Source organism: Rhizobium sp. BK399, assembly GCF_014194695.1.
Taxonomy (GTDB): domain Bacteria; phylum Pseudomonadota; class Alphaproteobacteria; order Rhizobiales; family Rhizobiaceae; genus Rhizobium.
The window spans coordinates 1,266,451-1,287,045 of sequence record NZ_JACIAH010000001.1 but is presented as its reverse complement, the minus strand read 5'-3'; the positions used below and the strand labels follow the sequence as shown (position 1 = coordinate 1,287,045).

At 60.5% G+C, this 20,595-nt stretch carries 21 protein-coding genes; 6 read left to right on the top strand and 15 right to left on the bottom strand.

The features are described 5' to 3' along the window. Positions 1 to 2: 2 nt before the first annotated feature. From FHT97_RS06390 to FHT97_RS06370, 5 genes are all read right to left on the bottom strand, one after another. The gene (locus tag FHT97_RS06390; protein WP_183860656.1) at positions 3 to 1,097 is read right to left on the bottom strand and encodes an imelysin family protein; all 1,095 of its coding nucleotides are present in this window, start codon (positions 1,095 to 1,097) and stop codon (positions 3 to 5) included. After that, the gene (locus tag FHT97_RS06385; protein WP_183860654.1) at positions 1,097 to 2,635 is read right to left on the bottom strand and encodes a di-heme oxidoredictase family protein; all 1,539 of its coding nucleotides are present in this window, start codon (positions 2,633 to 2,635) and stop codon (positions 1,097 to 1,099) included. The genes FHT97_RS06390 and FHT97_RS06385 overlap by 1 nt, the downstream gene beginning before the upstream one ends. A 47-nt stretch (positions 2,636 to 2,682) precedes the next feature. Beyond that, positions 2,683 to 3,963, bottom strand: coding sequence for an imelysin family protein (locus FHT97_RS06380; protein WP_183860652.1), 1,281 nt, complete (start codon positions 3,961 to 3,963; stop codon positions 2,683 to 2,685). 136 nt (positions 3,964 to 4,099) lie between these two features. Continuing rightward, complete coding sequence (locus tag FHT97_RS06375) at positions 4,100 to 5,389, bottom strand: RsmB/NOP family class I SAM-dependent RNA methyltransferase (RefSeq protein ID WP_183860650.1); 1,290 nt, start codon at positions 5,387 to 5,389, stop codon at positions 4,100 to 4,102. 153 nt (positions 5,390 to 5,542) lie between these two features. Continuing rightward, positions 5,543 to 5,905 carry a septal ring lytic transglycosylase RlpA family protein gene (locus FHT97_RS06370; protein WP_183860648.1) on the bottom strand — a complete coding sequence of 121 codons (363 nt, stop codon included), beginning with the start codon at positions 5,903 to 5,905 and terminating at the stop codon, positions 5,543 to 5,545. Positions 5,906 to 6,498: 593 nt separating this feature from the next. Here FHT97_RS06370 and FHT97_RS06365 point away from each other — a divergent pair. Further along, the gene (locus tag FHT97_RS06365; protein WP_183860646.1) at positions 6,499 to 7,713 is read left to right on the top strand and encodes an MFS transporter; all 1,215 of its coding nucleotides are present in this window, start codon (positions 6,499 to 6,501) and stop codon (positions 7,711 to 7,713) included. Positions 7,714 to 7,719: 6 nt separating this feature from the next. Here FHT97_RS06365 and FHT97_RS06360 read toward each other — a convergent pair whose 3' ends face one another. Genes FHT97_RS06360 through FHT97_RS06350 form a run of 3 tightly spaced genes read right to left on the bottom strand, consistent with a single transcriptional unit; the run spans position 7,720 to position 10,445 of the window. Continuing rightward, positions 7,720 to 8,592 (bottom strand): SDR family oxidoreductase, encoded by an 873-nt coding sequence (locus FHT97_RS06360; RefSeq protein ID WP_183753386.1) that lies wholly within the window; start codon positions 8,590 to 8,592, stop codon positions 7,720 to 7,722. Then, positions 8,592 to 9,740 carry a tRNA epoxyqueuosine(34) reductase QueG gene (gene queG / locus FHT97_RS06355; protein ID WP_183860644.1) on the bottom strand — a complete coding sequence of 383 codons (1,149 nt, stop codon included), beginning with the start codon at positions 9,738 to 9,740 and terminating at the stop codon, positions 8,592 to 8,594. The genes FHT97_RS06360 and queG overlap by 1 nt, the downstream gene beginning before the upstream one ends. A 12-nt stretch (positions 9,741 to 9,752) precedes the next feature. Further along, positions 9,753 to 10,445 carry a glutathione S-transferase family protein gene (locus FHT97_RS06350; RefSeq protein ID WP_016552418.1) on the bottom strand — a complete coding sequence of 231 codons (693 nt, stop codon included), beginning with the start codon at positions 10,443 to 10,445 and terminating at the stop codon, positions 9,753 to 9,755. Between the two features lie 248 nt (positions 10,446 to 10,693). On the opposite strand from FHT97_RS06350, the gene FHT97_RS06345 reads away from it, so the two are divergent. After that, complete coding sequence (locus FHT97_RS06345; RefSeq protein ID WP_183753382.1) at positions 10,694 to 11,491, top strand: undecaprenyl-diphosphate phosphatase; 798 nt, start codon at positions 10,694 to 10,696, stop codon at positions 11,489 to 11,491. A gap of 120 nt (positions 11,492 to 11,611) precedes the next feature. Here FHT97_RS06345 and FHT97_RS06340 read toward each other — a convergent pair whose 3' ends face one another. From FHT97_RS06340 to dnaN, 7 genes are all read right to left on the bottom strand, one after another. Next, on the bottom strand, positions 11,612 to 11,764 hold the full coding sequence (locus FHT97_RS06340; protein ID WP_016552420.1) for a hypothetical protein: 153 nt from the start codon (positions 11,762 to 11,764) through the stop codon (positions 11,612 to 11,614). Positions 11,765 to 12,045: 281 nt separating this feature from the next. Next, complete coding sequence (locus FHT97_RS06335) at positions 12,046 to 13,026, bottom strand: complex I NDUFA9 subunit family protein (RefSeq protein ID WP_183860642.1); 981 nt, start codon at positions 13,024 to 13,026, stop codon at positions 12,046 to 12,048. Between the two features lie 112 nt (positions 13,027 to 13,138). Continuing rightward, complete coding sequence (locus FHT97_RS06330; protein ID WP_016552422.1) at positions 13,139 to 13,426, bottom strand: DUF1330 domain-containing protein; 288 nt, start codon at positions 13,424 to 13,426, stop codon at positions 13,139 to 13,141. Between the two features lie 24 nt (positions 13,427 to 13,450). Beyond that, the gene (gene pyrF / locus FHT97_RS06325) at positions 13,451 to 14,146 is read right to left on the bottom strand and encodes an orotidine-5'-phosphate decarboxylase (RefSeq protein WP_183753378.1); all 696 of its coding nucleotides are present in this window, start codon (positions 14,144 to 14,146) and stop codon (positions 13,451 to 13,453) included. A 1-nt stretch (position 14,147) separates the two neighbouring features. Continuing rightward, positions 14,148 to 14,735: a histidine phosphatase family protein gene (locus FHT97_RS06320; protein WP_183860640.1), complete on the bottom strand. Its 588-nt coding sequence runs from the start codon at positions 14,733 to 14,735 to the stop codon at positions 14,148 to 14,150. A gap of 4 nt (positions 14,736 to 14,739) precedes the next feature. Next, positions 14,740 to 15,333, bottom strand: coding sequence for a phospholipid N-methyltransferase PmtA (gene pmtA / locus FHT97_RS06315; RefSeq protein WP_183753374.1), 594 nt, complete (start codon positions 15,331 to 15,333; stop codon positions 14,740 to 14,742). 117 nt (positions 15,334 to 15,450) lie between these two features. Further along, positions 15,451 to 16,569, bottom strand: coding sequence for a DNA polymerase III subunit beta (gene dnaN, locus FHT97_RS06310; RefSeq protein ID WP_016552426.1), 1,119 nt, complete (start codon positions 16,567 to 16,569; stop codon positions 15,451 to 15,453). A gap of 270 nt (positions 16,570 to 16,839) precedes the next feature. Between dnaN and rsmI the strand changes: the two genes are divergently transcribed. From rsmI to FHT97_RS06290, 4 genes are all read left to right on the top strand, one after another. Further along, entirely contained in the window at positions 16,840 to 17,742 is a 903-nt protein-coding gene (gene rsmI / locus FHT97_RS06305) for a 16S rRNA (cytidine(1402)-2'-O)-methyltransferase (protein ID WP_183860774.1), read from the top strand. Then, a complete protein-coding gene (locus FHT97_RS06300) occupies positions 17,732 to 18,103 on the top strand; it encodes a YraN family protein (RefSeq protein ID WP_183860638.1) in 372 nt (123 codons plus the stop codon). The genes rsmI and FHT97_RS06300 overlap by 11 nt, the downstream gene beginning before the upstream one ends. Positions 18,104 to 18,227: 124 nt before the next feature. Continuing rightward, complete coding sequence (locus FHT97_RS06295; RefSeq protein WP_183860636.1) at positions 18,228 to 19,526, top strand: extracellular solute-binding protein; 1,299 nt, start codon at positions 18,228 to 18,230, stop codon at positions 19,524 to 19,526. An 81-nt stretch (positions 19,527 to 19,607) separates the two neighbouring features. Beyond that, a complete protein-coding gene (locus FHT97_RS06290; protein ID WP_183860634.1) occupies positions 19,608 to 20,585 on the top strand; it encodes an ABC transporter permease subunit in 978 nt (325 codons plus the stop codon). Positions 20,586 to 20,595: the final 10 nt, after the last annotated feature.

Sequence of the window (20,595 nt, the reverse complement as noted above, 5' to 3'; positions counted from 1 at the left end):
GTTCAGTCGCCGTCGGAGAAGGAGAAGCCAGCCGATAGGCCGATCGCCGCTCCGTAGTCGTCGCTTATCTTGGTAATCAGCTCACGCGTGCTGACCAGAAGGGCATCCAGCTTTGCTTTCTCGGCATCGCTTGTCGCGACTTCGATATCGGGGTTGAGCTTTGGTACGGTTTCCAGCAGCGACTTGAAGCTGGCATCGATCGCGTCGGCAATTGGTTTCTTGTCGGCGGGAAGAAGCTCTACCATGCCGGCCTTCTGCCAGAGCGTGCGCAGTCCGTCGAGATTGGCTGCCATCGACTTCCAAGTGTTCTTGGAACGCCAATAGATCGCCATGCGCGGGCGCGGCGTGCTGTCCTTGCCCTTGTAGAACTGCTCGAGACGCTGATCGCGAACCGTTTCGGCGCCGTGGACGAGAATACCGAGCAGCGCCGTCACTGCTTCCTTGTTATCCATGAAGTCCGCGCTTTGCGGGCCGGGATGCTTCCAGCTCGCCTGCACGCCGTCGGGCTTTTCCCAGGCGGCGACAACCTCGCCGGCCTCGCGCTGAATGTTGCCGGCGACGGCTGCGCCATAGAGGCATCGGAAACTATTTTTCTGTGTCGTCAGGTCTTCGGCGCCGGTGCCGTAGAGCACGTATTCAAGCGCAGTGAGCCCTTGCAGCGCAACACTCTTGCCGGCGATCGCATCGACCGTGGTGTCCTTCGGATCGGCTTTGGCGATCAGCGCCTGAACCTGCTTCAGGCCGACCCCTTTGCGATCGGGATAAAACAGGATGTGCTCGAAGAGATTGTCCTGAATGACAGGTCCTGTCTGGACGATCTCGATGACCGACCAATAGCGGATCGTGTCGTCGAAAGCCGACTTCGCCTTGTCGAGCTTCTGCTGCGTCGCGTCTTCGCAGAGGTCCTTCATCGCCGTCGTCAGGCGTGCGGCCGATTGCTGGGCATTGCGATAGCCGGGGCGGATCACCTCGTCAACTGCCCGCTGCATCACCGTGGATACCGCTTCCTCGTTCAGGCCGGCTTGCGGTGCGGGGGTCTGTGCGGAGGCAGAAGTAGCAAGGGCCAAGGAGAGAAGAAGAGGTTGCCAAAGGCGCATCAAAGGGACTCCAGGAATGTAATCAGTGCCTGCCGATCATCCTTCGGCAGGGATGCGAAAGCGTCACGCGCTTTTTGAGCCTCGCCGCCATGCCAGAGAATCGCTTCGGTGAGATTTCTGGCGCGGCCGTCGTGGAGGAAAAAGCTGTGCCCGCTGACAGTCTGGGTCAGACCTATACCCCATAGTGGCGGCGTGCGCCATTCACGACCGTTGGCGCTCCCGACTTGTTGTCCGTCCGCGAGACCTTCGCCCATATCGTGCAGCAGGAAGTCGGAATAGGGCCAGATCAGCTGGAAGGATTGGGCCTTGTCGGCGCTGTCCCGGCGGGTGACGAACTTCGGCACGTGGCAGGAAATGCAGCCGCTTTGGTAGAAGATCTTCTTGCCCTGCAGGGTAGCCGGGAAGCTCGCCTTTCGCCGGGCAGGGACGGCCAAGTTGGCAGAGTAGAAGGTCACGAGGTCGAGGATCGGGCCGGGGGCCTCCTCCTTGCCAAGCCGTTTCTGCACGCCGGTCGGCATCTCCCTGCACTTGGCCTCGGCTACGGTGCAATCGCCATGCGAGTCAGGCTGGTCCGGCGTCGAAATGCCGATGTCATTGGAGAAGGCATCCGCGCTCTGATCGCGCACACTTGCGTTCTGCGCCTTCCAACCGAAGCGGCCGAGCGCGATCTTGCCTGTGCGATGGTCGCGCACAACAGCCGCCTTGCCGTGAATGCCATCGCCGTTCGTATCGTCCGGATCGGCATGGGCCAGGATATCCGCCTCGGGGATGGCTTCGATCAGGCCGAGCCCGATCATCGCGGGCGCAACGCGCGGCGAGATCGTCGTCGCCGGGTCGAGTGGGCCATAGCCTGGGTTGGTCACCTCGTAGCTCGGGCGGCGGAGCGAAGCCGTCTCTCCGCCAGCAAGTGTGACCGTTACCTCGGAGTAGCGGATCGCCATCTTGCCCTCGGAGGGCAGACCCGGAACCGCAAGATCCTGCAGCTGGTGGCCGTAAACGGGATCAGGGAAGTTGACGATCTCGGCGTTGGCAATTGCCCGCTGTTCGTCAGGCGTGGCTGCGGGACGCGACAGGCGCAGGAACATCGAGGTGGCGCTGACGCCGCCTTCCGGCGGCTTGCCGCGGCCGTCGTTTACGTGACAGCTCATGCAGGAGCGGGCATTGAAGAGCGGCCCAAGGCCATCCGAGGCCTGTGTCGAGGAAGGAGCGGAAACCCAGAGCTTCTTGAAGAGGGCGTTTCCCAGTCGGAACGGCTGCTCTTCCTCGAAGGGGATGGTCGCGGAAATATGCGAAAAGGAATCCTCGGTGGCCGGATCGATGGACGTGGCGCCGCCCGCCTGCATCGCCTCGTATTGCTCGGCCTTGGAAAAATCCGTGGTCGGCCGGGTCACCGCGGCGACGCGTTTCATATCCGCTTCGGAAAGGTCGCCTCGTTTCGTCGGAAGATCGAACCCGGATGCCAGCGCAACGGAAAATCCGGCAATCGCGGCGCAAAATGCTGCGCAACTCAGAAGACGACGAGCCGATCTGGGAGGCATTCGAGAGTTCGGGCCGCTGCGTCGAACGAAGCGGCCCGCCTTTTCACTTATTGGAAGACCGCGCCAGGATTATCCAAGCTGTCGGAACCTTCAAGCTTCACCGTGCCGAGATCGAGTGCGGCAATAACGCGCTGCACCGTCTTGGTCTGGTCGACGAGACCGTCGATGGCAGCCTGAACGACAGCGTTGCCCTTCTTGTTGCCTTCGCCGATCATCTGGTCGTACTTCTCGACGTTCAGACCGCGCTTCGCCATGACCTGCATCGCATCGAGCGTCTTCTTCAGTTTGGCCTGCATTTCCTTGTCGAGTTTCTCGTCCTTGGCGGCGACGAGATCGTGCAGCGACGGTCCCTTCATCTTCGTGCCGTCAACGCGGGTGTAGTCGCCCGTGTAGGCAGCGGCGATGCCGATCGCGTCGTTGAGGTGCGAGTTGAAGGTGTTGTCGGAGAAGCAATCATGCTCTTCTTCCGGATCGTGCAGCAGCAGGCCGAGCTTCATGCGCTCGCCAGCCAGTTCTCCGTAGGAGAGCGAGCCCATACCCGTCAGGATGGCAACGAGACCAGCTTTCGGATCGGCTTCGACATGCTTGGTGGCTTCACCATCCGCAGTCCAGTTGTTGGTCATCTCCTGAAGGTCGGAGACCAGCAGCGTCGAGGCGGACTTCAGATATTCGGCACGGCGATCGCAATTGCCGTGCGTGCAATTCTTCAGGTCGTAGTCAGTGGCAGGGCGGTTGCCAGCTCCGGGACCGGTGCCGTTCAGGTCCTGGCCCCAGAGCAGGAACTCGATGGCATGGTAGCCGGTGGCGACATTGGCTTCGACGCCGCCGGCTTCGGCCAGCGTGCCGGAGAGGAATTCGGGCGTTAGCTTCGACGCGTCCACATCCTTGCCGTCGATCTTGATCGTCTTGTTGGCGATGACATTGGCAACGTAGAGCGAATTCTCGTCGCTCTCGGTTCCGTACGACGCATCGACGTAATCGATCAGGCCTTCGTCGAGCGGCCAAGCGTTGACCTTACCTTCCCAGTCGTCAACGATCGGGTTGCCGAAGCGATAGACTTCCGTCTGCTGGTAAGGGATGCGTGCCTTGATCCACGCGGCGCGGGCAGCCTTCAATGTCTTGTCGGTCGGGTCCTTGAGCAGGGCGTCGATTGCCGCGTCAAGGGCCTTGGCCGTCGTCAGCGAATCTTCGTATTTGGCATGCGCAACGTCAGCGTAGTGCTTTACAACTGCAGCAGCATCCGGAGCCGCGTAGGCGGGAATGGCAAGCAGAGCGGTTGGGGCCACCGCCAGCGCCACGGCTGCGCAGAAATTCTTGTTGAGTTTCATGATCCTCTCCTGTGCGGACGTTCAGCGCGAAGTCCGACGCAAATCTCTTTGCGCAAAAGCAAACTGGTGTCAAACACTCTAGTTTGGAATGGTTTTAAGTGTATTCGCCGCGGTTGCGGGCGCGAAGACCGGCTGTTCAGCCGTTCCGCTTCATGCGGCAGAAGAAGAACCCGTCCGTATCGGTGGAAGCGGGCGTCAGCGTGATGGTCTTGCCGTCGGACGAGCGTGGGCGCGGGCTGTCCTTTCCGAACAGTCCGTCCCAGGCGGGCAGGGCGCTGACGATCTCGTAGTCGCCGTTCTCGGCGGTGAAGCGTCGGACCTGCTCTTCGTTTTCCTGCGGCAGAACCGAGCAGGTGACATAGATCAACTCGCCACCGGGGCGGACAAAGGCGCTCGCCTGCTTGAGGGCATCCTGCTGCTGGGCCGTGCGCTCGTCGAGGTTCTTGGCGGTCAATCGCCATTTGGTGTCGGGCCGCCGCCGCCAAGTCCCGGTTCCCGTGCACGGCGCATCGACGAGCACCTTGTCGCAGCGATCGCTAAGGCTCTTCAGGGCCTTGGCGTCATCATGGACCTGGACATTGCGGGTGCCCGCACGCTTCAGCCGTTCGATGATCGGGGCGAGCCGCTTGCGGTCGGCGTCGTAGGCATGAACCTGGCCCTTGTTGTGCATCGCCGCCGACATGGCGAGCGTCTTGCCGCCGCCGCCTGCGCAATAGTCAAGCACCTGTTCGCCGTCCTTGGGAAGCACGAGATCGGCAACGATCTGCGATCCTTCGTCCTGAACTTCGAACCAACCTTTTTGGAACGAAAGCTCAGCTGTCACGTTTGGAAGTCTTGAGGCTCCTTCGCCGGCGGGAATCCGGATCCCGTAGCGCGCGATTTTTGCCTCTTGTGCGCCGGCCCTCTCAAGCGCTTTGACCGTCTTGTCGCGGGTCGCCTTGAGGATGTTCGCGCGCAGATCAAGTGTAGGACGTCCCGCAAGGGCCTGTGCCTCGGCAAGCCAGCTGTCGCCGAAGGCATTTTCAAAGGAGGATTGGACCCACTCAGGGATATCACCCTGGATATGAGCCGGAGCGTCGGTCAGGCGCCGGCTATTGAATGCGGACAGTTGAGCTTCCGAAAGGGGGGCAGGTGCGAACTTGTCGTCCGCAAGTTCCGCAGCAAGCGTGTCCGGCGTGAAACCCCACTGGCGGAACATCACGGCGTAAGCGATGGAGGAAGCACTGTCGTCGTCCATCAGCCAGGCGTGGGACAGGCGCATGCGGAGCGCATCGTAGACGATGTTGCCGATCGCGGCGCGGTCGCCGGAGCCGGCAAACCGATGAGCGAGGCCCCAGTCCTTCAATGCATCGGCTACAGGCCGTCTGCGGGCATCGATATCTGCAAGAACCGAAATCGCCCCTTCGAGCCGCCCGCCCAATCGCATTCAAACAGCTCCTATCGCCTGGATCAAAATACCGGGCTTGTGAACAATCCGCAGGAAGCGCGACAGACGCAGCGGATAGTACACAAGTCTAAACCGCGTCGTAGACGCGATTGGCGGCAAGAGCAAGCGACCCGTTCGTATACGGGCGAACGCTTAGCCTATGACTTCGTAGCAGACCTTTGCCGTGCCACTGCTGACCATGCCAATGTTCTGGGCGGCAGCGCGGGAGAGATCGAGGACGCGGCCGCGAATGAACGGACCACGATCGTTGACGCGAACGACGACGCTGCGGCCGTTGTTGCGGTTGGTAACTTTCAGCTTCGTGCCAAATGCCAATGAACGATGTGCTGCAGTATTGATGGTCGGGTTCATACGTTCCCCGGAGGCGGTTTTGGAGCGAAGTGCGTACCAGGAAGCGCCACCGCAACCATTTGCAGCAAATCCTTCGACGGGAAGGATGGTAGAGCAAGCTGCAATTGTTGCTGCGGCGATAACAGAACGGCAGATTTTCTTCAAAACGGATTGTCCCTCAACTGTTGAACTCACGCCTTGTGGGCGGTGAAGGGGTTGAATCCGGCCAAGTGTGGCGAAAAAGTGCCCCCAATTATCACGGAATGTTACAGAGTGTAATATCTGTGATGGATAGATGCACGACAGGTAACGCCGTTAAAAACAAGGAGATGGAAAAAAAGATAATGAAATCAAGTAAAATTCGAACGTTTTTTACAAGACATGATCCACGCAACCCGAGATCACAAAATTTACGAAAATAATTTTGCGCAATTGCCATAATTGCTGCCCCATTTGAGCAAATTTAGGGGCCGTTAACCATAAAGCGGCGCAGAATTGTGCGTGCGCACCGGAAAGGTAGGAATTTCCTACCTCTTTTGGCGAGCTGTCTGCGAGCGGTTGCACAACCCATGGACGTAAAAATCTGAGGTCCGCTCCCGCCGGCTTGCCAACTCGTGCTATCAAGTTGGCTGGGAGTTGGCGAGGTGTCGCTCAAAATACGACGACGTTGTCGAAAATGCGGACGCCCGAACGTCTTTAGCTTGCAGGCGCGCAAGTAGTGCACGCCTCGTCAACTTGGGCAGGGAGGCTGCGAAGTTATGAGCATACCCTATCGTTGGATCATTGTTGCTGCTGGGGCTTTGATGACGTGCGTCGCGCTCGGCGCGATGTTCTCCCTAGCGATTTTCCAGGAGCCGATCGCCATAGACACCGGCTGGTCACATGCTGGCATCGCGAGCGCAATGACGCTCAATTTCATTGTCATGGGGATCGGTGGCTTCTTCTGGGGCACCGCAAGCGATCGCTACGGGCCCCGCGTCGTCGTTCTGATCGGGGCCGGAGGCCTCGGCCTGGCGCTTGTGCTTGCAAGTCGAGCCGAGTCCCTTCTGCAATTCCAACTGACCTACGGCATTCTGGTCGGGCTGGCCGCCAGCACCTTCTTTGCGCCGATGATCGCGACGACGACGGGTTGGTTCGAGGAGAACCGTGGCCTTGCCGTTTCGCTGGTGTCGGCTGGCATGGGCGTTGCGCCCATGACTATCTCACCGTTCGCGCGCTGGCTGATCTCCGCCTATGATTGGCGAACTGCGATGCTGCTGATCGGCATCACCGCCTGGGTGCTACTGATACCGGCAGCCTTGCTCGTTCGCCGTCCGCCCGCGGAAACGGGGGACGCTGCGGCCGCCGATGTGGCGAGTGGCGAGCAGCCGTCGCTTTCCCGAGTGTTCCGCTCGCCGCAATTCATCGTGCTCGGGCTGACATTCGCTGCCTGCTGTGCCGCGCATTCAGGGCCGATCTTCCACATGGTCAGTTACGCCACGATCTGTGGCATTGCGCCGATGGCCGCTGTCAGCATCTACAGCGTCGAGGGGCTCGCGGGGCTGGGCGGACGGCTTCTCTATGGCGGGCTTGCCGACAGGATCGGCGTGAAGCCGGTGCTTGTGGCCGGCCTGCTTGTCCAGGCGATCGCGCTGGCAACCTACCTTTTCGTCAGCAGGCTCGGTGAATTCTATGCTCTGGCGATCATCTTCGGTAGTGCCTATGGCGGCGTGATGCCGCTCTATGCGGTGCTGGCGCGGGAATATTTCGGACCGCGTATCATCGGCACCGTTTTCGGCGCCGCCACTATGCTCTCCAGCCTCGGCATGGCCTTCGGCCCACTGATCGGTGGCTGGATCTTCGACACGTTCCACAACTACTCGTGGCTCTTCATCGGATCCGCCCTGGTTGGGCTTGGGGCGGCTGCGATTGCCCTGGCGTTTCCGCCGCTCGCAAGAGCAAAGACCGAACCGGCTCTCGGCGTGTCGGCTTGAGGCTGCCTATCCTCGCCAGCTGTTGCTTTGCTTCAGCTGCGCGAGGGAGGTCGGATAGGTCGGGAACGTGAAGGTAAAGCCTGCCGCTTTCAGCTTGGCGTTGGATACCCGCTTGTTCTCGCCGTAGAAGGACCGCGCCATCGGCGTGAGTTCGGCAGTCTCAAACGGCTGCTCCGGCGGGGGCTCGACGCCCAGAAGGCGAGCGGCCTCGACAATGACATCCTGAGGCGGGCCGGGCAGATCGTCGGTGACATTGTAGATGCCGCCAAGTCCGCGCTCGGCAAGGAACCGCGTCGCAGATCCAATGTCCTCGACGCGGATGCGGTTGAAGACCTGGTCTTTCTTGATCAGCCGCCTTGCCGTGCCGCGCTCCAGATTGCAAAACGCATTGCGGCCGGGTCCGTAGATGCCGGAAAGGCGGAGAACCGCCGCCGGAATATTGTTCTTTGCGCCGATGGCCATCCAGCCGTCTTCCGCTTCCAGCCGCTCCTTTGAGCGGCCGGAAACCGGCGTGCAGGGCGTGTCTTCAGTGACCCAGTTGCCCTTGTGATCGCCGTAGACGCCGACCGTCGAGAGATAGCCGATCCACTGGAGCTTCGGCATCATCTCCCGCAATCGCTCACCTGCGAGCCCGATCAGCGGATCGCCGCTTTCCCGTGGAGCAATGGATTGAACGAGATGCGTCGTATCGCGCATCGCGACGCTCAGATCATGTCCCAGAGTCTCGCCGTCGAAAAGGAACGCGTTGATCCCGAGGCCACGCAAAGCGGCAGCCTTTTCGTCCGTCCGTGTCGTCCCGGTTACGCGCGCCCCATCAGCTATGAAAGCCTCGGCGATTGCCTTACCGGAAAAACCGCAGCCGAAAATCATCACATCCATCATACAGCTCCCGCTAGCCGCCATTCGTCCCTGACATCGCTGTCCGATTCATCTGGCCTTTGTGCCGCAAAGGCTGCGAATTCACCAGCCTCGAAAAGGCGTGAAAGCGCCCAGACCGCCATACCACGTACGACGGGCGAGGGGTCCAGCGACAGCGCCCGACATCGCTCGACAAAGCGGCGGTCGCCCGAATTGCCGGCAGCGATGAGCACATTGCGGATGAAGCGGTCGCGGCCGATCCGCTTGACCGGCGAGCCGCTGAAGAATGCGCGAAAGGCGGCGTCGTCGAGGTTGAGCAGGAACTCGATCGTCGGTTCCTTCAGGTCCTCTCGGGGCTGCAGCTTCATTTCGGACGCCTCATGGGCAAACTTGTTCCATGGGCAGACGGCAAGGCAATCATCGCAGCCGTAGATCCGATTGCCGATCAACGGACGCAGGGCGGGATCGATCGGTCCCTTGTGCTCGATGGTCAGGTACGAAATGCAGCGTCGCGCGTCGATTTGATAGGGTGCCGGGAATGCATTGGTCGGGCAGATGTCGAGACAGGCACGACAGGAGCCGCAGTGGTCGACTTCAGCGGCATCTATATTCAGATCCGCGGTTGTGAACATCGAGCCGAGAAAGAGCCACGAGCCGAGTTCACGGCTGACGAGGTTCGTGTGCTTGCCCTGCCAGCCAAGGCCGGCCGCAGCCGCAAGCGGCTTCTCCATCACAGGCGCGGTATCGACGAAGACCTTCACGTCCGCCCCCGCACGCGCCGCAAAACGCGTCGCAATCTCCTTCAGCCGTCCCTTGATGACGTCGTGATAGTCGCGATTGCGCGCATAGACCGAGATCGCGGCCTTGTCGGGTTTCGTCAGAATTTCGCGGGGATCTTCATCCGGTCCGTAATTGAGGCCGAAGACGACGATTGACCGGACATCGCTCCAGAGCGTGCGCGGATCGCCGCGCCTGTCGCGAGTTTCCGCCATCCACTCCATCGTGCCGTGCCGCCCGGCGTCGATGAATTCGCCAAGCCGCTCCTTGGCCTCGGGGATTGCATCGGCTCGGGTGATGCGACAGAGATCGAATCCGAGAGCGTTCGCCTCCGAGCGAACGAAGGCGGTGAGGGTGTCGCGGCGTTTCTGTTCCTTGTTTTCTGTGGCCATCGAAGGCCCTCGTCAGAAATCCAGATCGGCGTAGTGGGACACCGGTGTCAGGCCCCGTACGCGTTCGGTGAGCAGGGGCCGGAAGGATGGACGCGACTTCAGGCGCTGATACCACTCCTTGACAACAGGCGCTTCCGACCAGTCGATCTCGCCGAGGTAGTCGAGAATGGAAACGGCGGAGGCGGCAGCCAGGTCGGCATAGCTCATGCGGTCGCCAGCCAGCCACTGGCGCGAGCCTGCGAGCCATGTGAGGTACTTCATATGCTGGCGGATGTTTGCCCGTGCCGTGCGAAGGATCTTCGAGTCAGGCGCACCGCCTCCCTGGTCCGCCGTCATCTGCAGCTTGTAGACCCGCTCGCGGGCAAGCGGCCTGGTGACGTCGGTTTCCATCTTCTGCATGAACCACTCCGCCAGCCGGCGGATTTCGGCGCGCTGGAACGGATCTTCTGCGAGTAGCCGGCGATCCCGCTTGAGCACGCCATGCGTCTCGTCGAGATACTCCGAGATGACTGTGGCGCCGCAGAGCGCCCGCATGCTGTCATCGACATACACCGGCAAGGTTCCGGCCGGGTTCAGCGCGAGGAAATCCCGCCGCTTCTCCCATGTCTGTTCTTCGATCAGATCCGCCTGATAGCCGTACTCCGTCAGGATCAGCCGAACGAAGCGTGATGCGGATGACATGGGGTGATGATAGAGCGTGGGCATCGATTCTCGGATTTTTGATGGCTGTGGGTGCGTTGCGGGAGCGCGATGATCATAGCGCCCTAGTCATGACTTATTCGTTGAAGCTATAGGAGTTTGGTCCTTCCAATACAAGCGAGTCGGACAGCCGACCGCCTGGACAAAGGACGTGTACGCGCCAAAGACCGATTTTTGCCTTCCCGCCCTGCCTTCGTCACTTACGGCCGCCATAACCCCCGCGCAGCCCGACCAAATTTCCACGGAGAGAATGTATGGAATATGTGAACTCTATAATTCTAGGCATAATAGAGGGAATTACCGAGTTTCTGCCGATTTCGAGCACTGGCCACCTTATCATTGCGGAACAATGGCTCGGCCACCGCTCGGACATGTTCAACATTGTCATTCAGGCTGGTGCCATCCTCGCCGTCACCATTATCTACTGGCGGCGCCTCGTGGATCTCGTTCTCGGATGGCGTGATCCGAGAAACCGCGCCTATGCCGCCAAGCTGATTGTCGCATTTCTGATCACGGCCGTCCTCGGGCTGATCGTCAAGAAGCTCGGCTTCGAGTTGCCGGAGAACGCAACACCGATCGCCTGGGCGCTGATCATCGGCGGCGTCTGGATGATCTTTGCCGAGTGGGCCGCCGCGCGTAGGCCCCCGCACAAGGAAATCACCTGGCTTGTTGCCATCCTGGTCGGCATTGCCCAGGTCGTCGCAGGCGTTTTCCCGGGAACTTCCCGCTCGGGTGCCACGATCTTCGTCGCTATGCTGGCCGGCACTGGCAACCGCGCTGCGGCGACCGAATTCGCCTTTCTGGTCGGCATCCCGACCATGTATGCTGCCAGCGCCTACGAACTGTTGAAGACGTTCAAGGATGGCGGCGCCGCAAATGAGAACTGGACGAGCCTCGGTATCGCCTTCGTCGTCTCGACGATTGTCGCGTTCGTGGCTGTGAAGTGGCTGCTCTCCTATATCCGCAGCAACCGTTTTACGATGTTTGCCATCTACCGCATCATTCTGGGCGCCATTCTGCTTGGCATGGCCGCGACTGGGGCGATCGCCTGAGATAGCTTTTGACTGCCGCATTTGCGCACTGATCGCGCAAATGCGGATTGCCCGACGAAGTGACAAACACTTCAGATGTCTGACGGCACAAAAAAACCGGCGTAGAGCGCCGGTTTTTCGTTATCGGCTGATGGAGCCGGTCTCGCAGGGATCGATGCCATAAGCTGGCGAGCACTCACCCTTCACCGCTGCAACCGAGCCGGGTGCAATGAAGGAGCCTGCCAGAATAACCAGCGCCGCGCACGCAAACAGAAGCGCGATTGACCTACCCATCGAAGAAAGCCTTTCAAAGTCGTTAGCGCGCCGTCAAGGCGCTGAGTCCATTGGGAGACGCGCGGGGTGTGTAGTCAGTGGAATGACAAATAGCAATAAATGTTCCTGCTAAATTTGGTGTTAATTCCGCTAATTTTTTGGTGCGGCTTTTATGCAACGAGTGCCTTGCCGGCACAGAGAAAAAAGCATCCACAACTTGCGCGATTCCGGAAAACTCTTCCAAGAAAAATGCCGCCCGCGATCCCGCGAGCGGCACACCTAGATAGAAGTGGACAGCGGCTTTAGGCGGCCTTGCCCGAGCCGGTGTATTGGCCGTGTGGACGATACTGCACGAGGTACGACCCGATAACCGAGTTCACCAGAGTTGGCGTGACGCCGATGCCCTTCAGCGTACGGCCTTCGGCTTCTGCTTCCTTCGAGACGACGTTGTTCTTCCTCAGGAGGCGCACCTGGTCCGCCGTGATCGGCGGGGTGATGAACGGAACGAGCGAGGCAATGCTGCCGATCATCGAGGCGATGCCGAACGGAAGCGACACGAGGCGGTTCTTGCGCGAGGTTGTCTTCAGCATGATTTCAAGACATTCGCGGAAGGTCAGTACTTCGGGGCCGCCGAGCTCGAAGGTTTCGCCAGCGGCAACCTTGCCCTCGACAGCCTTCGCGACCGCTTCGGCGACGTCGACGACGTAGACCGGCTGGAATTTCGTCTTGCCGCCGCCGATCAGCGGCAGCATCGGCGACATGCGCGCCATGTCGGCGAACTTATTGAAGAAGCTGTCCTCGGGGCCGAAGACCACCGACGGACGATAGATGATGGCGTCCGGCTTTATCGCGTGGATCGCCGCCTCGGCGCGACCCTTCGTGCGGGCATATCCGGAGTCGGAATGGGCATGTGCGCCGATCGCGGAGGTATGGATCAGCTTGGCACCGACGCCGCGCGCGGCTTCGGCGACGGCACGGGCGCCAAATTCCTGGACCGCCTCGAAGGTATTGCGGCCGGCTTCGTGGAGGATGCCGACGCAGTTCACCACATAGTCAGCGCCGTCGACCGCACGATCGACCGAGTTGCGGTAGCGCAGGTTCGCCTGGACAAAGGAAATCTGGCCGACATTGCCGAGTGGCTGCAGGAAGCCGGCGAGATCGGGACGGCGGACGGCAACACGGATGCGGTAGCCGCGCTTTGCGAGCTCGCGAACGATATGCCTGCCGATGAAGCCGGACCCTCCGAACACGGTGACGAGTGGCGGCAGGTTGGCAAGGGTCATGGCAGGCTCCTCGAAAGGCTCAGTTGTGTGGTCGATGTGGTTTCGTCTTAGACCAATCACGGCGTGACGAAAAGGGCCATCGCGCCGCAGTTCTCACCGCTGAGAACTCGTCTCAGATGCCTTCGACGACGACCATCTCGGCATCGGCGATTTCCTGGCGGATTTTCGCGGCGATCTGGTATTCCGGTGAATTGTAGCAATCGACGGCATGCTGCATCGAGGGAAATTCGATGACCACGTTGCGTGCGCGGGACTTGCCTTCAAGCTCGGTGATCGCGCCGCCACGGGCGAGGAAGTTGGCGCCGTACTTGTCGAATGCCAGCTTTCCGGCTGCGACGTAGTCCTTGTAACGCTCGAGGTCGCGAACATCGACGCGTGCGATCCAGTATGCTTTTGCCATCTGAGTGCTCCCTGGCATGCTTGGTTATTGTAGGACGGTTGCCATTTCGGCGAGGATCGCCCGCGCGGCTTCGCGAGGATCGGCGGCTTTGACGATCGGGCGGGCAACGACCAGATGGCTGGAGCCGGCCTTCAGCGCATCGGCCGGTGTCATCACACGTTTCTGGTCGCCCTTGTCGGCGCCGGCAGGGCGGATGCCCGGCGTGACGAGCGCCATATCGGGGCCGATGATCTTGCGCACGGCCGCAGATTCTTCCGCGGAGCAGACGATGCCGCCCATGCCGGCGAGATGCGCCTGTTCGGCGCGGCGCAGCACGAGCGTATGCGGATCATACTCGTAGCCTGCGGCGATCAGGTCCTGCTCGTCCATCGATGTCAGCACGGTGACACCGAGGAGGCAGAGATCGGAGCCCTTCGCCGCCTCGACCGCAGCCTTCATCGCCTTCGGATAGGCGTGCAGCGTCAGCATCGACATGCCCATCTTGACGATGTTCTCGACGCCCGACGCGACCGTATTGTCGATATCGAGCAGCTTCATGTCGAGGAAGACCTTCTTGCCGCTCTTGGCAAGGTCGCGCGCAAATTCCAAGCCGCCGGCAAAGGCCAGTTGATAGCCGATCTTGTAGAAAACCACGTCGTCGCCGAGTGTGTTGACGATCCTTTCGGCTTCGCCAAGCGTTGGAACATCCAGCCCGACGATCAGGCGCTCGCGTGCGTCCATCTCACATCCATCCCTGCCACTCTTCGATAGGCGTCCAGTCGCACGATAGGCGCTGATCTGCAAGGCTGAAACAATAGAGATTACCGCCACCGCCAGGCTGATCGCCGTCGCGCCGGATCGCCCGGCCCTGAAGGTGGCATTTCAGCAGCGTGCCGACGCCGCCGTGCCCGACAAACGCGATGGGCAGGACGGAATCATGCGATGCGAGGACATCGGTAACCGCCGAAACGATACGCCGTTGTGCATCGATTGCTCGCTCCCAACCGCGGAAGCTCTCCTCGGGGTGCGCAAAGAACCAGTCGGCTGCCTTTTCGAACTCCGGCGGCGACAGGAAACCGGTTGCCGTGCGATCGTTCTCATGCATGCCCGGGACGATTTCGACGGTCAGTCCGGCTGCGGACGCAAGGATTTCGGCAGTTTCGATCGCTTTCGTCTCGTCGCTGGAAACGACCCGCCGCAACTGCCTTGCCCAACCGCTTTCAGCTGCCTTGCCAGCGCGCGCAGCCCCGATCTCCGACAGCCGCCATTTCGGTACAGGGACATCGGGGTCGATCTTCACCTGTGGATGCGTGATGTAGAGGCCGAACACCGGTTCAGCCGCGCCGGTAGATCCAGAGCTGCGCAGGTGGAATGTTGCGGACGATGAAGTCGAAGTGCTGGATATGGTAGCGATCCGGCCGCGCGATGATCGGCGATACAGGGCCGTAGGAAATCTGCACGACCGGGCGACCGGCTGGCAGACGGTCGAGCAGGCTCTCGAGAAGTGCGATGCGCGCCTGCATCGGAAAGTTCAGCAGCGGCACGGCGGAAACGACGGAATCGAACGTTTGATCCTTCATGGCGCCGAGCGTCTTGTCGAGATTGAACGCGTCGCCATTGATGAAATTCACGCCCGGATAGAGCCGGACGAGATGTTCGTAGAAGTCGGTCGAATATTCGACGGCGACCAGATTTCCTGGCTTCACGCCGCGACCAAGAATGGCTTTGGTGATCGCCCCGGTGCCGGGTCCGAGCTCAAGGACCGGCAGTCCCGAGTGAGGGTTGATGACGCTTGCCATCTTACGGGCTGTAATGGAGGAGGTGGGAACAATCGAACCGACGGTTTTCGGCCCCTGCATCATTCCTTTGAAGAAGCGGATCTCTTCGTCAAACTTCTTGCCCAGCCGTTCCTTTAGGCGCAACGCCATGCCCGTCCTCCTGGTTATGCAACAAAACAGCCCGCTTTCTAATTGCAGTCAGTCTCAGCGAAAAACAAGGCCTGACGTCGCAATTGGCAAAGTTTGCACGGCAAATGCGACGCCCGTCTAGACGCGCATCGGCATCAGCACGTAAAGGGCGTCGTCGCCTGCGGTGTCGCGAATGAGCGTCGGCGATCCCGCATCGGCGAGCAGGAAGATCGCTTCGTCGCCGGAAAGCTGTGCAGTGATATCAAGCAGGTATTTGGCGTTGAAGCCGATTTCCATCGCGTCCGTGTCATAGCCAACGGCGACTTCTTCCGTCGCGCTGCCCGAATCCGGATTGTTGACGGTGAGCAGCAACTGGCCGTCCGAGAGAGCGAGCTTGACGGCGCGGCCACGCTCGGAGGAGATCGTCGAGACGCGGTCCACGGCCTGCGCGAACGTCGTGCAGTCGACACGCATTTCCTTGTCGTTGTTGGCCGGGATAACGCGCTGGTAATCGGGGAATGTGCCGTCGATCAGCTTCGAGGTCATGACGATCGGGCCGATGCTGAGGCGGATCTTGGCGTCCGACACTTCGACGGTCACCATCGCATCCGGAACATCGACGAGCTTCTGCAGTTCGCCGACGGTCTTGCGCGGAATGATGATGCCCGGCATGCCTTCGGAGCCCGATGGCGCATCGACGTCGGCGCGGGCGAGGCGATGGCCGTCGGTTGCGACGGCGCGCAGCTTCAGATCGCCCTGGCTTTCGATGGTGTGGAAGAAGATGCCGTTCAGGTAATAGCGCGTTTCCTCAGTCGAGATCGCGAACTGGGTACGATCAATCAACATCTTGAGGTCCGTCGCCTTCAGCTTGAAGGTGTGGCTGAAGGTGCCCGCGGTGAGATCCGGGAAGTCGGACTGCGGCAGGCACTGAAGCGAGAACTTGGAGCGACCGGACGCGACAGTCATCGAGCCGCCGTCTGTGCTCGTCGCCAGCAGGACTTCGGAACCGTCAGGCAGCTTGCGCACGATGTCGTAGAGAAGATGGGCAGGAACGGTAGTGGCGCCGGCCTGTTCGACGTTCGCAGGCGTCGCCTCGGTCACCTCTAGATCGAGGTCGGTCGCCTTCATGTCGAGGTTCTGACCATCGGCGCGCAGCAGGATGTTGGACAGGATCGGGATCGTGTTCCGGCGTTCGACCACGCGATGCACGTGGTTCAGCGACTTCAAAAGGTTGGACCGCTCAATTGTAATACGCATGGGATGCTACCGCTTTCGACCGTTACTGCTTGGGCGCGCATGCTGCGCGCCGCAAGGAATGCCTTTGCCCAAAAGGGACCGTAGAGTGGATAGGCAAAATGGCAGGATTTTGAGACCGATTGCAAGAGGCGCAAATGGCCGCGCCAGTGCAATTGCCGTTTTCCGGTGCAATGCACACAGAAATTGCTGCGGCCTTGCCGAAAGGCGGGGTCTCGCCCATAACAGCGGAAACGAGAGATGAGTATCGATACCTTGAGCAATGACGATGTGATGGCCGATGGCGGCAGGCAACGCAGCTTCCGCCTGCACAATATGTCCGTTCCGGCACGACCATTGGAGCCGGCGCTCTATCTCGTCGCGACGCCGATCGGTAATCTAGGCGACATCACGCTGCGTGCCTTGGAAACGCTTGCCGGCGCCGACGTCCTGGCCTGCGAAGACACGCGCGTCACCCGCGTCTTGCTTGACCGGTTTGGCATTCAGAACCGCCCCTATGCGTATCACGAACACAATGCCGACGAGGCTGGGCCGCGGCTTTTGCAGGCGCTGGAGGCCGGAAAGTCTGTGGCTCTCGTCTCGGACGCCGGAACGCCGCTGGTCTCCGATCCCGGCTATCGCCTCGCACAGAACGCCATCGAGGCGGGCTATCGCGTCGTGCCGATTCCCGGCGCCTCCGCGCCGCTTGCGGCTCTGGTCGGTTCCGGCCTGCCGAACGAGGCCTTTCTGTTCGCCGGGTTTCTGCCGACCAAGGACAAGGCCCGCCGTGATCGGCTGGCGGAGTTCGAGGCAGTTCCCGCAACGCTGATGTTCTTTGAATCGCCGCATCGCATTGCTGCTACGTTGACCGCTGCCGCCGATGTGCTCGGCGGCGATCGCGCGGCATCCGTCTGTCGCGAATTGACGAAGACCTATGAAGAGTTTCGCCGTGGGACGCTGGCCGAGCTCGCGGCGCATTACGCCGATGTCGATAACGTCAAGGGCGAGATCGTGCTGGTCATCGGACCGCCTCCCGAGCGGGCGGTCGAAGCAGCCGATGTCGATGCGATCTTGGCGGACTTGGCCAAAACCTTGCCAACCTCCAAGGCTGCCGCGGAAGCGTCAAAGCTGACCGGCGTCTCCAAGAAGGAACTCTATCAGCGGCTCCTCGACATGAAGGGCGGCGATGGGCGATAGGACTCCTCCTGCTGCCGACCGCCGAAGGGCGCTCCGCCGGGGCCATGTCTCCGAGTATTTCGCTGCTCTCTATCTCATGTTGAAGGGATATCGCATCGTCGCCATGCGTTATCGCACCAAGCTCGGCGAGATCGACATCATTGCACGCAAGCGCAATCTGGCGATTTTTGTTGAAGTGAAGGCGCGGCGCGAGGAGATGATCGCCATCGACGCCGTGTCGCCAACGGCGCAAAAACGGATCAGAGCGGCCAGTGATCTATGGCTTCAGCGCCAACGCGATTATGCTTTGCTTTCGCAGCGTTACGATATTGTGGCCATCCTGCCCGGCCGGCTGCCGCGTCATTTTCCGAACGCCTTCTGACCTCTTTGCACTCGCGTGCAAAAAGAGCCGACTGTAACAGTCCCGTCATCAAATCATCAAGGAGGCGTCATGGAACGCCTCTATTGCACTCCTCACCCCAACAACTGGTGGAGAGGGATTAGTCATGTTCAAGAAATTTACGATGGCGGCCGTGGCCGTGAGCTTCTCGGCCTCGTCGTCTTTTGCCGCGACCAATATCACTTGGTGGCACGGCATGGGCGGCCGCAACGGCGAAGTCATCAACGAAGTCGCACAGAAGTTCAACGCATCGCAGACGAGCTGCGCGATCACGCCGGTCTCCAAGGGATCGTATGAAGAAGCGCTGGCAGCCGGCATCGCCGCTTTCCGCTCGGGCGAACAGCCGAACATCCTGCAGGTATTCGATGCGGGTGCCGCGACCATTATCAACGCCAAGGGCGCTGTCATCCCGGCTGAAGACCTGATCAACAACGCTGGCTACAAGTTCGACCGCAACGCCTTCATTCCGGGCGTTCGCTACCTCTACGCTGCTGCTGACGGCAAGTTCGTCGGCATGCCGTTCAACTCGTCCGCTCCGATCATGTATACGAACCCGGAAGCGCTGAAGAAGGCCGGCGTCGAAGCCCCGAAGACCTGGGAAGAGTTCGAGGCGATCGCGCCGAAGCTCAAGGATGCCGGCTACATCCCGCTCGTCCAGACGCAGCTGACCTGGGAGTTCACCGAGAACTTCTTCTCGCGCAACAACATCCAGTTCGCCACCAACAACAACGGCTACGACAGCATCGTCGACACGAAGCTCAAGGTCACCGACCCGAACCTCATCATGATGTTCGAAAAGCTCAAGGCCTGGAAGGATGAAGGCTACTTCGCCTATTACGGCGCCGGCTGGAACGACAACCAGAAGCCCTTCGAAGAAGGCAAGGTCGCTCTGTGGATCGGTTCCTCGGGCTCCTTCGGCGGTCTGAAGAAGACGGCAACCATGCCCTTCTCGGCAACCTTCCTGCCTTATTGGAACTCGATCAGCGGCGCCGGCAAGAACACCTTCATTGGTGGTGCTGCCCTTTTCGCGATGGCCGGCAAGCCGGAAGCCGAAAACAAGTGCGTTGCCGACTTCTTCCAGTTCCTGACCTCGCCTGAGATCCAGAAGTTCTACCACCAGGCAACCGGTTATGTCGCCATCACCGAAGCAGCCTACGATCTCGCCAAGAAGGAAGGCTACTACGAGAAGGAGCCTGTCGCCGAAGTCGGTATCAAGCAGCTGAAGCTGGAAGGCGGCGAATGGTCGAAGGGCTATCGCCTCGGCTTCTACCCGCAGATCCGCTCGATCATGGAGCGCGAATACAACCGCATCTTCGCTGGTGAAACCACAGTCAAGGACGCGTTCGACACCATCGAGAAGGAAGGCAACGAACTTCTCGCCCGCTTCGCCAAGACCGCTGGCTGATCCAAGCCACGTCGACCATGACAGTCAACATGGACCTCCCTTCTCCGGAAGGGAGGTCCTATCAGCGATAGAGGACCGCGCGTGGCCTATACACCTTCTCAACCTCGCCTCGGCCGGTTCATACCGGGCTTTGCGGCAGGCGCCAGGAAACCGGCAGCCGCTGCCGAGCCGGCAGGCGCCAAGCGCGTCCAGTTCTCGCCATCGCTCATCCCCTATCTGTTTCTGGCGCCGCAGCTCGCGGTGATCTTCATTTTCTTCTACTGGCCGTCGGTACAGGCGGTGCAGTCGTCCTTCTACATCGAGGACCCCTTCGGCTTCGGCTCGACCTTCGTCGGCTTCGCCAACTATACGGACGCCATCTTCAGCCCCGAGTATCTGAGCATCGCCAAGTTTACGGTCGTCTTCACAGCGCTGGTGACCTTCTTCTCGCTGGCGCTCGGTCTGCTGCTGGCGGTCAAGGCTGATGCCGTCATTCGCGGCAGCTCCGCCTACAAGACGCTGCTGATCTCGGTCTATGCGATCGCCCCGCCGGTTGCGGGCCTCATCGGCATGATGTTCTTCGACCTGCACATCGGCCCCTTCGTCAAACTGGCGGCATGGTTCGGCTGGGACATGCAGGTTGGTCTGAACTACTACGACACCGCCTTTGCGCTGATTGTCGTCGCGGTCTGGAAGCAGATCCCCTATAACTTCATCTTCTTTCTGTCGGGTCTTCAGGGCGTGCCGGTTTCCGTGCGCGAAGCCGCCACCATCGACTGCCGCTCCGGCTTCCGTCGCTTCTGGACGGTGACGCTGCCGCTGCTGGCGCCGACGGCCTTCTTCCTGCTGATCATCAACATCACCTACGCGCTGTTCGACACCTTCGGCGTCATCGACGTGATGGTGAAGGACAAGCCGGCCAACAATCCGATCACCCTTGTCTACAAGGTCTACATGGATGGCTTCCGCGGCAATGACATCGGCAGCTCCTCGGCGCAGTCGGTGATCCTGATGATCGTTGTCTTCGTCCTCACCATCATTCAGTTCCGCTTCATCGAGAAGCGCATCCACTACACGTGAGAGGGGACGA

What these genes read in the sequence shown, in the direction of transcription:
- FHT97_RS06390 (WP_183860656.1), bottom strand. Translation starts at nt 1,097, where the DNA reads ATGCGCCTTTGGCAACCTCTTCTTCTCTCCTTGGCCCTTGCTACTTCT.
- FHT97_RS06350 (WP_016552418.1), bottom strand. Translation starts at nt 10,445, where the DNA reads ATGCCCACGCTCTATCATCACCCCATGTCATCCGCATCACGCTTCGTT.
- FHT97_RS06360 (WP_183753386.1), bottom strand. Translation starts at nt 8,592, where the DNA reads ATGGATGTGATGATTTTCGGCTGCGGTTTTTCCGGTAAGGCAATCGCC.
- FHT97_RS06295 (WP_183860636.1), top strand. Translation starts at nt 18,228, where the DNA reads ATGTTCAAGAAATTTACGATGGCGGCCGTGGCCGTGAGCTTCTCGGCC.
- queG (WP_183860644.1), bottom strand. Translation starts at nt 9,740, where the DNA reads ATGGCCACAGAAAACAAGGAACAGAAACGCCGCGACACCCTCACCGCC.
- FHT97_RS06380 (WP_183860652.1), bottom strand. Translation starts at nt 3,963, where the DNA reads ATGAAACTCAACAAGAATTTCTGCGCAGCCGTGGCGCTGGCGGTGGCC.
- FHT97_RS06300 (WP_183860638.1), top strand. Translation starts at nt 17,732, where the DNA reads ATGGGCGATAGGACTCCTCCTGCTGCCGACCGCCGAAGGGCGCTCCGC.
- FHT97_RS06330 (WP_016552422.1), bottom strand. Translation starts at nt 13,426, where the DNA reads ATGGCAAAAGCATACTGGATCGCACGCGTCGATGTTCGCGACCTCGAG.
- rsmI (WP_183860774.1), top strand. Translation starts at nt 16,840, where the DNA reads ATGGCCGATGGCGGCAGGCAACGCAGCTTCCGCCTGCACAATATGTCC.
- dnaN (WP_016552426.1), bottom strand. Translation starts at nt 16,569, where the DNA reads ATGCGTATTACAATTGAGCGGTCCAACCTTTTGAAGTCGCTGAACCAC.
- FHT97_RS06340 (WP_016552420.1), bottom strand. Translation starts at nt 11,764, where the DNA reads ATGGGTAGGTCAATCGCGCTTCTGTTTGCGTGCGCGGCGCTGGTTATT.
- FHT97_RS06365 (WP_183860646.1), top strand. Translation starts at nt 6,499, where the DNA reads ATGAGCATACCCTATCGTTGGATCATTGTTGCTGCTGGGGCTTTGATG.
- FHT97_RS06385 (WP_183860654.1), bottom strand. Translation starts at nt 2,635, where the DNA reads ATGCCTCCCAGATCGGCTCGTCGTCTTCTGAGTTGCGCAGCATTTTGC.
- FHT97_RS06335 (WP_183860642.1), bottom strand. Translation starts at nt 13,026, where the DNA reads ATGACCCTTGCCAACCTGCCGCCACTCGTCACCGTGTTCGGAGGGTCC.
- pyrF (WP_183753378.1), bottom strand. Translation starts at nt 14,146, where the DNA reads ATGGACGCACGCGAGCGCCTGATCGTCGGGCTGGATGTTCCAACGCTT.
- FHT97_RS06375 (WP_183860650.1), bottom strand. Translation starts at nt 5,389, where the DNA reads ATGCGATTGGGCGGGCGGCTCGAAGGGGCGATTTCGGTTCTTGCAGAT.
- FHT97_RS06345 (WP_183753382.1), top strand. Translation starts at nt 10,694, where the DNA reads ATGGAATATGTGAACTCTATAATTCTAGGCATAATAGAGGGAATTACC.
- pmtA (WP_183753374.1), bottom strand. Translation starts at nt 15,333, where the DNA reads ATGGCGTTGCGCCTAAAGGAACGGCTGGGCAAGAAGTTTGACGAAGAG.